The organism is Salipaludibacillus sp. HK11 (assembly GCF_047795645.1).
Lineage (GTDB): Bacteria > Bacillota > Bacilli > Bacillales > Salisediminibacteriaceae > Salipaludibacillus.
The window spans coordinates 2,977,952-2,991,626 of the sequence record NZ_CP181045.1 but is presented as its reverse complement, the minus strand read 5'-3'; the positions used below and the strand labels follow the sequence as shown (position 1 = coordinate 2,991,626).

Sequence of the window (13,675 nt, the reverse complement as noted above, 5' to 3'; positions counted from 1 at the left end):
ATATTTGAAGTATACGTAGTTAAAATAACAATCATATCAGAGCAGCATATCCACATCTAAAAGGCATTAGAGAATTTCTCTAGTGCCTTTTGTATATCATTATATGCCCTTGAATAAGTATTCAATTATTTTGCTTTCAAATGTAAAGGGTCTGACATGTTATCACTTTTATATTACTCGGAAACGTTGTTCAGTTGGAATGAAGTGGATAGGCACACTAGGAAACATATTATCGATTATTTTTGCTAAGTATTTCATCCCGGGTTCTTCACTTTCTGCGTGACCTAATACGATTAAGGCTTTTTCTTTTCCTTGATAAATAGCATCATGGACATATTCTGGTGTTTCCCACTCTGGACCTTCACCATATAAGATTAAGTCGAGGTTTTGGTTCTCAAAAAGCGGAATCGCCATTGAACCACCGCCTCTGTACCCAGCCAATAAACCGATCCGAGTACATGACATAGATAAATCTCCTATACAGCGTATATAGTCGATACCAATTTTCTTCTTAACATATTCTGCGATTTGCTGGGCTGTCATTGTAGGTATAGTCAATATCGTTGCCGCAGCTTGATGTTCTTCAACATATGTATCCCATTCTAATGATTCGACTAACCCTGTCATAATACCATCAGGTCGATATCTGTGCCAGTAATCATGAAAACGATAAACAGCTATACCTGAATCTTTAAGCAGATTTAGCTTATTAGTATATACTTGGTTTTCTCCAAGATTGTTTTCATCCCAGTGACTGTAAAATAATCCTTCATGAGTAATAAGAAGGTTTGCCCCTAGCTCGATTGCCTTCTTTATAGCTTCGTTAGAAGGCATAAATGTGATCGCAATTCCTGTAATATTTATTGAGGGAGAACCGAATTTTAGTGTATCAACTGAATTTTCTATTTCCTCCACTGGACTAGTTAATCGATCAATGACATCCTGTATTGTTAATTCCATAGTTCTGTCTCCTTTCAGCAATCTAAATTAGCTAAGCTATTGGTAACGAGATAAAGAATGTCGCACCGTCACCTGCATTACTGTAGGCACCAATTCTCCCATTATGTCTTTCGACTATTTCTTTGGAAATAGATAAACCGAGTCCTGATCCAGATCCGGATCCAGGTAAGTTACTCTCTCTTTGGTGACTTCTGAAAAAGCGTTCAAATAGTAATTTTGTCTCTTGTTCATTAATGCCAATCCCTGTGTCGATGCATTCAACGAGTAATTCATTTTGTTCAGTTAAAGATAAGCGAATTGTAATTGATCCTGAGCCTTGAATAGCTTTTCTCGCATTTGATATAAAATTGACAAAGACTTGTTCCATTCTATATTTGTCAATGCATATTACGAATCGTTCCTCTTCTGGCAACAGATTTTCGAAGGAAAATGTCAACATGCTATTTTGCAGATCAATACGGTATGTTTCATATAGTGAATGCCAGAATTCAAGAGCGTCAACTTGCTTAAAGTCAAAACTCACTTCCTCTAAATTGATTCTAGAAAGTGATTCTAAGTCATAAAAAATTTGAGTTAAATAATTAACTTTTTGATTGATAATATTCATGTATTTTTTATTGAAAGGAAGGATTCCTTCAGCCATTCCCTGAATATAACCTTTCATTGTCGTTAAAGGTGTACCAAGTTCATGGGATACATTACTGAGTAGCCTATTCTGTGCTTGTTGAGCATCTACTAGCTCTTTATTCGACAAGGATAATTGCTGATTAGATAACTTCAACTGACTTGTGCGGTTTTCAATTTTATTTTCTAAGGAAGCATTTAATCGACTTAATCGTTCAGAAAGTTCTTCCGTCTGTTGAACAGAACGTGCATGGCTTCGCGAAAGATTGTATGCCTGTGAGATTAAAAAGATAAACATGCCAACGGATGTAAGTTCTGCAGTTTGGATGACACCATTAAAGTATAGGATGTCGTTGAAAATGGTTAACGCAAATAAGAGCATTGTAATGAGACTTAGCTTAGTTCCATGGTGTTTTAGAGTATATGCGACAATATAAACGTAAATTAAATAGAAAAAGCAGGCAAGGATCCCAAATTGAAATGGTGTCATCGTTAGTGTGAAAACGTAAGTAGGTGTAATGATGACGAAAAGACTATACATACCCATCATACCGATAATTCCATTGCGGATGTGTCGATTCATAACATTATTCAATTGTGTAAAAGCGAATAATGTAAAGAAAATTGCGGCAAGAGATGCACCCAAGTATTCAATTTTGACCATCATTTCCCAACTTAGGAAACCAAAAAGGTATTGGGCTAATCCTTCTTCAATTGTAATTGCACGTGATGCAATTGCAATACACGCCAACGCGAAATAAAGAGAGGAACGGTTTTTTCGTCTGACGAAGAAGTGAGATAGGTAATAAAGACCAAGCGAAAAAAGACTGGCTATAATGATTGAACGATAAATAATAGTAGTTTCATAGTTAGTAAAAAGAGTGTGATAGTCCCCAAGTACAACCGAATCAAACAGCCCGGATTTTCGTTGATGAAAATTAGAAATTTGGATGACAATATCAATGGTTTCTGAGTTGGCATAAAAGTTAATAATTTTTGGTGTGCTATTTGGTTTCATTTCTTCTCTTGATGTCCCGACTACGCCGTTATTAGCTAGTTGCTCGCCATTAACCCATAGCTGATAAGCGGAGGCGGTGCTAGGCATATAAAGGGAGTGGATTTTCCCAATATCTTTTTTAGTAATATCGACTTGCAAATGATACGTTGCATAGCCACTTCTTGAGTGGGTGTCTTCGTTGATGTTATATGTATTCCAATCATTTGGTACAGGTACGGCATGATTATCATACAAATGATTTGTCTGTAAGTCTTCTGGAGTGTACAATTTATTCCAATAAAAATGCCACTCTCCATCAAGAGCGATGCCACCTTCAATAGGATCATTCAAAGAAATCAAACCGTCATTTGCTAAAGGTGTCTGAGCATTTTCATCGACAAAACAAGCAGATAAAATGATGACTAGTATTGCGACTAGATATATAAGCTTATAATCAGCAATATCTGTGTATTTCATACGATTCACCCCAAGTTAAGTTAAATTATATCATGAAAGGCGAGATGACATGGATTTCATTGTATTCTAGTCTAATCTAATAATCAGACTTTTAAAAATAAAATAGCAAACTCAATTAAGTTGTCGATACTGCTCTGGTGAAACTCCAACCATTTTATGAAATGTTGCAATAAAGTGACTTGGTGAACGAAATCCGACATCATATGTGATCTGCTTAATTGTAATTTCCTTTGATCCAAGTAAACACTTCTTTGCTTCTTGGATGCGTAAATTAATTAAAAATGTATAGGGAGTAACGTTATAAGTTTTCCGAAACAGTTCATTTAAATGACGTTTTGAAATCGACATATTTGCGGCCATTTCATCTAGTCCAAATGAAGGATTGGAGATATTTTTTATCATTAACGTGATTAATGAATCTATTCTAAATAAGTTGCTTTTACTAGTAGAATCTTCTTGAAGTTTCCCATATTTATTTAAGATTAGTAGGAACTCATATACGATGGTTGACGTTCTAATACTAAAAATATCGCTCTTTGTTTGGCTTTGCCTTAATGCTTCTTCAATAAAAGAAGTGAGAGGAGTACCTATTTCCCATTGAAAGAAGGCAGATTTAAAAAGGGTTAAGTTTGTAAGTACCTCGTTAATAAGAAGTCCGTCAAAAGTTAAATAATAAGTTTCCCAATCTTGCTTATCTTTTGTATTTTGCTCGTAAGAATGGGAAGTATGAGGCAGAAAGAGAACACCATTGTTGGCAGGAAGTGAAATCTTTTTATTTTGATACGTAATACTTCCGGTTCCTCGAACTGTTTGAATCCAATGGAAGTAAGGGTAGCCATCTGGACGAACTATTTTCTCTTGATTTGGGTTATATCCAATTGTCTCCGCAAATAAAGGTAGTTTGCTTTCATTTAAAGGAATGACAAATTCTTTTCTTAGTTCCATATCGATCCCTCACTATATAAACTTATGATCTTTCAATAGAGTTCCTTTTTCTTATACTAATATCTATAATATTATATTTAAAGTAAAAGTGTAAGGGGTTACAATGTATTTATAATTATATTGAAGGGGATGGTGTACATGATAAATAGTAAATTACCGAAAATTTGGTACGGTGGAGACTACAATCCGGAACAGTGGGACAAGGGTGCTTGGGACGAAGATGTTCGTATGTTTAAATTGGCGGGGATCGATGTTGCTACACTCAATGTCTTTTCATGGGCCTTAAATCAGCCGGATGAAGACACGTATGATTTTACTGGACTCGATGACCATATAAACAGACTTTATGAGAATGGTATTTATACTTGTTTAGCCACGAGTACAGCGGCTCACCCTGCTTGGATGGCAAAAAAATACCCGGATGTATTAAGGGTTGATTTCCATGGGCGTAAGCGATCGTTTGGTGGGAGACATAATTCTTGTCCAAACAGTCCAACCTATCGAAAATTTTCAGAGAAAATGGCAGACAAACTGGGCGAGCGTTACAAAGATCATCCAGCAGTGCTAATTTGGCACGTATCAAATGAATATGGCGGATATTGCTATTGTGAAAACTGTGCAAAAAACTTCAGACGTTGGCTTAAGCAGAAATACGTAACTTTAGAAAAACTAAATGACACGTGGAACACAAGGTTTTGGGGTCATACGTTTTATGAGTGGGATGAGATCGTCCCACCTAACGCACTCAGTGAAGAAGGTGAAGGAAATGTCAGTGCTTTCCAAGGTATATCGCTCGATTATCGTATTTTCCAGTCCGATAGCTTGTTAGATTGTTATAAATTAGAACATGATGCACTGAAAAAGCATACACCAAATCTTCCAATTACAACGAACTTAATGGGATTCTATCCGGAATTGGACTACTTTAAATGGGGGAAAGAAATGGATGTTGTTTCCTGGGACAGTTACCCTGGCATTGATACTCCAGTAAGTCAGACGGCGATGACACATGATCTTATGCGTGGGTTGAAGAGTGGGCAACCATTTATGTTGATGGAACAAACGCCAAGTCAACAAAATTGGCAGCCTTATAATTCATTGAAACGTCCTGGTGTGATGCGGTTGTGGAGTTACCAAGCGGTAGCGCACGGTGCTGATACGGTGATGTTTTTCCAATTAAGAAGATCTGTCGGTGCTTGTGAAAAATACCATGGAGCTGTGATCGAACACGTTGGTCATGAACATACGAGAGTTTTCAATGAAACAGGTCAGGTTGGGAAGGAACTACAACATTTATCAGATTCATTACTGGATGCGCGAGTAGATGCTAAAGTTGCCATAGTCTATGATTGGGAAAATCGCTGGGCAATTGAGTTATCAAGTGGACCGTCGGTTTCATTAGACTATGTAAACGAAGTTCATAAATATTATGCAGCTTTGTACGAAAAGAATATTCCAGTTGATATGGTTAGTGTTGAGGAAGATTTGAGTAAGTATGATATTGTTATTGCACCAGTTCTGTATATGGTGAAACAAGGTTATGCTGAAAAACTTGAAGAGTATGTGAAAAACGGTGGAACATTTATCACGACATACTTTAGTGGAATCGTAAATGAACATGACAAAGTGACGCTTGGTGGTTATCCAGGTGAACTTAGAAACCTACTCGGTATTTGGGTAGAAGAGATTGATGCATTAGATCCGAGTCGAAAAAATCAGATTGTTATGAAAGACAAGTGGGGAAGTTTACAAGGACAATATGATTGCAACTTGTTATTCGATATTATTCACTCAGAAGGTGCCGAAGTCATTGCAGAATATGGTTCGGAATTCTATAAAGGAACGCCTGTCGTGACATCAAATAAATTTGGTGAAGGTAATGCAGTTTATGTAGGCTCTAGTGCTGAACAAGGTTTTGTAAATGAGCTAGTTTCAACGATCTGTGAAGATAAATCGATTCAACCTTTAATGACGACGCCAAGTGGAGTAGAAGCAACTGCAAGAAGTAAAGACGATAAAACGTTTGTATTTGTAATGAATCATAATGATCAAGAAGAGATAGTTGATATAAATGAAGTCTCGACAAATGCACTGACAAATGAAAAAGTGTCAGGTTCTGTAAAGATTGAAGCTCATGGGGTTATGATTCTAGAAAAGTAATACTAAAACGAGTCGTTTTAAATAACAATAAAAGGAGGACGAAGCCTTGGGGGTACTCATGCTTCGTCTTTTTTACCGAGGAAATATTTTCGATAGGTATTAATAGCTAATTATTCACTAATAAAATCAATAATTAACTAGGTACTCTTTCATTTTGGTTGTGTTATTATGAAAGTGTTTTCATAAACTGATAGAAATGTTAAATGAGAGGAGATTAAGATGACACATCAACGAGATATGACACATATACCTTCACCTTCGAGAGGGCTTAAAAGTAAAAATCCAGCCGAATCTTGGCAGGAGGCATTAGTTACAGGAAATGGGACAATTGGGGCGCTTGTTTTCGGAGACCCCCTCAAAGAAACGATCGTTTTGAATCATGAAAAATTGTATGAACCACATCACGATGAGATCGTGCAAAATAATGATTTATTTCCATACTTAGATGAGATTCGAACGATGATGAAAAATGGTAGATTTCGAGATGCGGCAGCTTTATTCTCCGGGAAATCGGGACATTCCCTGCTTTTTACAGATGCTTATCACCCTGCGTATGCATTGAAATTGAATCTTGAAGACTGTGGAGAAATTCAGGACTACATGCGAACGGTTGATTTTGAAACAGGTGAAGTCAGTGTGCATTGGACGGACGAACGAGGTAAAATCGAAAGAAAACAATTTATTTCTCGCACGCATGACGTCAAGATTCTCCATATGTCGTCATCTCGAAACGAAGCATTTAACGGAGAACTGAAGATTGATGACCTTGTACCTGAAGGGGCTGCAAAAGACTACATAGTGTCTACGGACAAGGCATTCATCTCCTTTACTTGCGATTATGCCAAAACAAAAAAAGGTTATGTGGGTAGTTCTCTCGTCGTAGTAAAAGGAGAAGGTACCGCCACTGCTAAAGGTGAAAAAATTATTTTTAGAGATGCAAAAGAAGTGACCATTTTAACAAAGGTTACACCTGTTAATGACTATGATCATGATATCGGTAATGTCATTACATTTTTAAAAGAAATGCTTCAATCATTGTCCGACACATACGATTACCAGGAGCTATTGTCACACCATGTGAAAGAGCATGGGGAGATGTTTGGCAGAATGACATTTTCGATTTGTGAAGAGGAGAAGATGGATGTAACCACAGAGGAGTTATTTGCTGAAAAGACTGAGGGGTTAAATCAACGCTTAATACAAAAGATGTTTGATATGGGCCGGTATGTGTTTATCTCAGCTTCGGGAGATTATCCACCGAATTTAGTTGGCCTTTGGACGGGCGATTGGCGTCCGCCATGGAGTGGCGATTTTACAACTGATGCGAACGTTAATCTAGCTGTTTCTGGTGGGGCAATTGGTAATATGCGTGAAGCATTGGAAGGGTATTTTAAACTGATTGAGAAAGTTTCACCGGATTGGAAAATTAATGCGAAAACGATGTACGGTTGTCGTGGTTTTCTAGCAGGATCTCGTACAGATGGTAATCACAATATCCATACGCACTTTAACGTGGATTGGCCGTTAGGATTTTGGACTGCGGCTGCCCAGTGGTTAGTGATGCCCTTTTTTGAATGGTATCAAATTAGCGGTGATCGTGAGTTTTTTATTGAGAGAGCTTTGCCACTCATGAAAGATATAGCCTTGTTCTATGAAGATTTCTTAAAGGAGTATGATGAAAACGGAAAGGTGATGTTTATTCCTTCGTATTCCCCTGAGAACACACCGGTTATTTCGGATGACCTTCTAGCTGAAGGTTGGCAATCGAGCCAAGCTACGATTAATGCAACGATGGATATTGCTGCAGCAAAGGAGCTATTCACAAATTTATTAAGCAGCTGTCAAGATTTGCAGATTGAGCAGGAGAATTTCGCCAAGTGGACAGAAATGATCGAAAAATTACCAGATTATATGATCAACGAAGACGGCGCTTTAAAAGAGTGGATTCATAAGGATTTGCATGATGAATACGATCACCGACATATCTCTCACCTCTATCCTGTATGGCCCGGTCATGAAATCACACCAAAGGGGACGCCTAAGCTGTTTGAAGCTGCCGAAATTGCTTTACTAAAAAGAGAACGTGAAAATGATTCGGCTCATGGTGTGATGCATTGTGGGATCGTTGCAGCTCGTCAAAAAAATGCCAACCTAGTTTTGGGAAATTTAAAGTTTTTACTTGAAGGTGACTATATTCATTCAAGTTTAGTAACATCGCATAATCCAGGAAGAGAGATTTACAATGTGGATGCCAATTGTAGCTTGCCTACGTTAGTGATGGAAATGTTGATTTATACGTATCCGGGCGAGTTGGAATTGTTGCCAGCGCTTCCTAGTGAAATTAAAAAAGGATCGATTACTGGCATTCTTGGAAGAGGGCAAATAACTGTCGAAAAACTAGAGTGGGATTTAGATCAGAAATCAGTTCGAGTTTCATTGAGGTCAGGTAAGGACCAACAAATAGAAGTATCTTTAAAGTTAGGAATCACAGAAATAATAGCCGCAAATAATAAAAGACTCGTTGTGAATAATGACGATAGAGCACTAGTTACTTTGGAATCAAATAAGTCGATTGATCTAGATATCGTCATAGCTTGACTAGAGCTCCTATCTAAAAAGTGTTCAACTAGGCTAACAGTAACCTTGTTGAACACTTTTGCATGTCTAATAATTACATGATTTTTAAGATAATACTTCCAGTATTCGAATTTCATATTTTCATGTTATGCTGAAATGGAGGCTATATTAAAATTTTTGCAAGATAGAAATACAAATGGATGGCTTTAGTTTTTTTGTTTATTGTAAGCGTTTTATACAAAAGTGAAAAAATTATATGGAGAATTGCTAATGAAAAAATATGTGATTAATCTAATAAATAATATGAACATAAGGCTTAAACTTATCATATCTTTTATCGTTGTTGTGTTTGTGCCTGTATTAATCACTGGCATATTTTTAACTTATGAATTGCGAGATATGGCGTTAGATAAAGAATTAGAACAAACTCATTCGAACATGAGAAGGGTTAAGACGCAAATTTCTGAAGCTATTTCTCCCTCGGTCTATGTTTCAAATTATATGCTCTTAGATCAAGGCTTAAAGGATTTAGTGAATCGGCAATATGATTCCACACATGAAGTTGTTGTTGCCTATGAGAACTATCCAGTTTTGCAAAATTACCAACGAAGTTACTCAGAAATATCAGATATTCGCTTCTATTATAACAACGATTCGATGTTGAATAATTGGAGGTTTGTTCCGATAACAAACGAAATAGAAGGGATGAATTGGTATCAAAGAACATTGGCAGGGAAGGGTCAAATGGGTTGGAATTATATTAAAAATGGTTTGAGTGAAAATCGTAGTTTGAGTCTGACTAGAGTGATAGATTTTTTCGGGTTTGGGACGTTTGGCGTATTAGTTATTGATGTAAATAGTTCTTATTTAAATTGGATTTTATCACAAGAAACGCAACCGACAATGATTGTAGACCCTCAAAATAATATTGTTGCTGCTAATAGAGCTGAATTAATAGGTGGGAATTTGGAAGAAGATGAATATTCGTCGGTTATCACAAATGGTGAGTTAGGAACATTTCAAGATGTTGTCTTTGACGAACCTTCGCATATTATTGTTGATAGTATTCAAGTTGAAAACAGTTTAAATGATTTGAGAATCGTTTCAACGATTAGTGATACAGAGATGGTTGAAGATGCAAATAGGTTGAGCCGGTTAGGGGTCATCATTATTTCTATTAGTTTTCTTGTCGCATTTATCTTAATTTACAGTTTTTCTCACCTTATATCTAAGCGGATTTCGATGTTAAGTAATCATATTCGTAAAGTTGCTAAAGGAGACTTATCTAGCAGTCCAAAACTGGAGGGGAGCGATGAAATTGGTCAACTTTCGGATCAGTTTAATACGATGACAATTAGTATTAAAGAGTTGTTAGATCAAGTTGAACAAAAAAATAACGAGAAGAGGGTGTTAGAAAAACGGCAAGATGAAATTAAGTTTAAAATGTTGGCGAGTCAAATTAATCCTCATTTTTTGTTTAACACATTAGAAACAATTCGAATGAAGGCCCATATAAATGGCGAAAAGGAAATAGCCCAAGCAGTTAAACGATTAGGGAAATTATTACGTATAAGTTTAGAAGTAGGTGGCGGTGTAATTCCGTTGAAGCAAGAAATTGAGATGGTAAAGGCATACTTGGAAATACAAAATTTTCGATTTGAAGATCGGATAGAATATGTATTGAACATCGATCCGAAATCGGAGAATATTAAACTACCACCACTCAGTATACAACCTCTTGTTGAAAATGCTGTCATTCATGGTTTGGAATATAAGACTGAAGCTGGAATCATTACGGTTAAAACCCATTTAGTGAATAACGAAGTACTTGTCCAAGTGTGTGATAACGGTATTGGAATTACGGAAGAAAAAAAAGAGGAGATTTATAAGTCACTACAATCACAAAGAGATGAGATGGAAAATCGTATTGGTTTAAGAAACGTCCACGAACGGATCATGTTAACTTATGCTACTGGCAAAGGGCTTGTCATTGATAGTGAATATTCGAAAGGAACGTGTATATCTTTTTATATACCAATAAAGGATGCGAATTAACTAGTTGAGCACAGTTAAAATGTCTTCGTTAACAACATAGAGCTGTACCAGAGTTTAAATAAAAATGGGAGGGGTGAGATTATCTACAAAGTATTGATTGTCGATGATGAGCCAACAGTTAGAGAAGGCTTAAGAAGAATCATTCTGTGGGAAGAATATGGATTTGAAGTAGTGGGTATAGCGAAAGATGGTTACTCTGCTTTAGATAAATACAAGGAATTGTCCCCTGATTTAGTTATTTCTGATATTAGAATGACGGGGATGGGTGGACTTGAATTATTACGGAATTTTCAAGAAATGGATAATGACGTTCAATGTCTAATATTAAGTGGATACGCAGACTTTGATTATGCAAGAACAGCAATTCAGAGAAATGCTGCTGGTTATTTGTTAAAGCCGATCGATGAAGCGGAATTGGTAGATTATTTGGTTAAAATTGAAAAGCAATTGAAGAAGCAAAACGAAGTTAACCAATTAACTGTTAATGAAAAAGAAAGACAGCGGGAACTGTTTATATTATCAATTCTTGGAAAAACAGAGAATCGTGAAACTAAAATATTATCGCTGACTGAAGAGTATGGTTTAAGATGGGATCAATATGAAGTATTATTACTGAGGTTAGAAGAAACCAGTGAACCTGAGTCGATGTTATTAACAATAAAAGAGGATATAAAAAAAGTCGTTGAAACCGAGAAAAAGGGCATCGTTTTTGTGAATGAAGCCTATCTTGGAATTCTTATGAAAAGTACGATGAACAATAAAAAGGCAAGACATTTACTTTTTCTAGAAATGAAGAGCATAATCGATTCCTACTTTGTGAATTTCACGGCTGCTTTGGGAAGCGCTGTTGATCAAATCGTTGATATAAGTGATGCATATACTGAGGCAACAAAACTGATTCAAACTAAATTTTTCTTTCCGAAAGATACATTATTATTGAAAGGGAAGGAAATGATTAAACCTTCAATAAATGGAAATACAGAAATGAACGTAATCATTGATAAGTTATATTTTGCATTGGATATTGGCATAAATGATACATTAGAAACAACAGTATCTGATATATTGTATGTCGCAGAAGATATTTATGCAGAAGAAGAAGTTAAAAATTATTATGTCTACGCACTGACAACAGTCTTAAATAAGTTACTAAAATCAAAACCAGAAAAGGAGGCATATATTACTAGCCAGATTGAGAAAGTTTTAGAGGTTTATCAACAAAGAAACCTTATTGATTTGCAAAATTTTGTGAGCAATTTAGTTAAATCAGTGTATCTTGAATTTGAGCATTCTGCTGATACAGACTATCAGTTAAAGAGATTATTAGTTCTAATAGACCAACGATACGATGAAAATTTAAAACTAGATAAATTAGCTGATTTATTTAATTATAATAGTGCATATCTAGGTAAGATATTTAAGAAATATACAGGTGAATATTTTAATACGTATCTAGATAAGGTTCGAATTGAACGAGCAAAGGAACTCTTAATAGAAGGGTTAAAAGTATATAGAGTAGCAGAAATTGTCGGATATAATAACGTCGATTATTTTCATAGTAAATTTAAAAAATATGTCGGAGTATCACCATCCGTTTATCGAAGAAATAATCGTAAATCAATGGTAGAATAATTTGTCTATTAATATCGATTCGAAATGATCTTATACCCTAAAATTCGTTTTCATTTGGTTGGAGTAAAATTACAATTTAAAAGGCTGTTACAGAATGAAATTTCCTTTCTGTGACAGCCTTTTTGTTTGTCAATGTAGTAGATAATTCCTTATATGAATAGCATGTAATCGGATACACTGTGCAATTATTATATGATTTTAGTATTAATCATTTAGGTATTTAATCAGTTAAAAACTAGCTATGATAGAACTGTGGAAAGGGAGGGACTGACGTGGAAACAGAAAAAAAGAAAGCGCACCCAACAGAAGTAATTCCAGAAAATAAACGAAACTTTTGGAAAACGATGAAAAATCAAAAAGTTCTTTATTTTATGTCGATTCCATTTGTTATCTGGGTATTTATTTTCAATTATCTCCCAGTATGGGGTTGGACGATGGCTTTTCAAAATTATCGCCCTGGAAGAGCTTTTACAGAGCAAGAGTGGGTAGGTTTTTTGCACTTTATTGAATTATTTCAAGATCCACATTTCTATCTCGTATTAAGAAATACTCTCGTGATGAGTTTGATGTTACTTATTGTAGGTTTCACAATTCCAATTCTATTTGCAGTATTACTAAATGAATTGAAAGACTCAATATTTAAACGATCCGTTCAAACGATCTCGTATTTACCCCATTTTGTTTCTTGGGTAGTTGTTGCAGGGATCGTTACGAAAATGTTATCTACTGATGGTGGAGTTGTAAACGACGTCCTAGTAGGTCTCAACTTAATTGATCAACCAATACAATTTATGGCTCAAGGGCATTGGTTCTGGGTTATCGTAACTGGAGCAGATATATGGAAAGAGATGGGATGGAACTCGATCATATTCTTGGCAGCTATGGCGGGTGTAGATCCTCAACTTTATGAAGCTGCAAGAGTCGATGGTGCGAACAGATGGCGGCGGATTTGGCACATTACACTTCCAGGTATTCGACCAACGATTATGGTTATTTTAATCTTATCTATTGGTAATATGATTAGTATCGGATTTGAACGACAACTTCTACTTGGAAACTCACTCGTTCGTGAGTATTCAGAAGTACTTGAATTATACGCATTAAATTACGGTATTGGCATGGGGAATTATTCTTATGGTACAGCACTTGGGATCTTTAATTCGATGGTAAGTATTATTTTACTATTGCTTGCTAATGGATTATTTAAACGAATGTCCAATACAAGCGTAATGTAGCGGAGGTGAAAAA

At 35.9% G+C, this 13,675-nt stretch carries 8 protein-coding genes; 5 read left to right on the top strand and 3 right to left on the bottom strand.

The genetic code is table 11. The annotated features are described in order from the left end of the window. Positions 1 to 168 precede the first annotated feature (168 nt). From ACM26V_RS14365 to ACM26V_RS14355, 3 genes are all read right to left on the bottom strand, one after another. Positions 169 to 960 (bottom strand): Nif3-like dinuclear metal center hexameric protein, encoded by a 792-nt coding sequence (locus tag ACM26V_RS14365; protein ID WP_416147405.1) that lies wholly within the window; start codon positions 958 to 960, stop codon positions 169 to 171. Between the two features lie 31 nt (positions 961 to 991). Continuing rightward, the gene (locus tag ACM26V_RS14360) at positions 992 to 3,058 is read right to left on the bottom strand and encodes an ATP-binding protein (protein ID WP_416147404.1); all 2,067 of its coding nucleotides are present in this window, start codon (positions 3,056 to 3,058) and stop codon (positions 992 to 994) included. A 111-nt stretch (positions 3,059 to 3,169) separates the two neighbouring features. Then, positions 3,170 to 4,003 (bottom strand): AraC family transcriptional regulator, encoded by an 834-nt coding sequence (locus ACM26V_RS14355; protein ID WP_416147403.1) that lies wholly within the window; start codon positions 4,001 to 4,003, stop codon positions 3,170 to 3,172. A gap of 138 nt (positions 4,004 to 4,141) precedes the next feature. On the opposite strand from ACM26V_RS14355, the gene ACM26V_RS14350 reads away from it, so the two are divergent. The 5 genes from ACM26V_RS14350 to ACM26V_RS14330 all read left to right on the top strand — a co-directional run bounded on the left by ACM26V_RS14350 (position 4,142) and on the right by ACM26V_RS14330 (position 13,662). Then, positions 4,142 to 6,163, top strand: coding sequence for a beta-galactosidase (locus ACM26V_RS14350; RefSeq protein WP_416147402.1), 2,022 nt, complete (start codon positions 4,142 to 4,144; stop codon positions 6,161 to 6,163). A 219-nt stretch (positions 6,164 to 6,382) separates the two neighbouring features. After that, positions 6,383 to 8,761, top strand: coding sequence for a glycosyl hydrolase family 95 catalytic domain-containing protein (locus tag ACM26V_RS14345; RefSeq protein WP_416147401.1), 2,379 nt, complete (start codon positions 6,383 to 6,385; stop codon positions 8,759 to 8,761). 249 nt (positions 8,762 to 9,010) lie between these two features. Continuing rightward, positions 9,011 to 10,795 carry a sensor histidine kinase gene (locus tag ACM26V_RS14340; RefSeq protein ID WP_416147400.1) on the top strand — a complete coding sequence of 595 codons (1,785 nt, stop codon included), beginning with the start codon at positions 9,011 to 9,013 and terminating at the stop codon, positions 10,793 to 10,795. A 93-nt stretch (positions 10,796 to 10,888) separates the two neighbouring features. Continuing rightward, positions 10,889 to 12,427 (top strand): response regulator, encoded by a 1,539-nt coding sequence (locus ACM26V_RS14335; protein WP_416147399.1) that lies wholly within the window; start codon positions 10,889 to 10,891, stop codon positions 12,425 to 12,427. 272 nt (positions 12,428 to 12,699) lie between these two features. Next, positions 12,700 to 13,662, top strand: a complete 963-nt coding sequence (locus ACM26V_RS14330; protein ID WP_416147398.1) for an ABC transporter permease — start codon at positions 12,700 to 12,702, stop codon at positions 13,660 to 13,662. Positions 13,663 to 13,675: the final 13 nt, after the last annotated feature.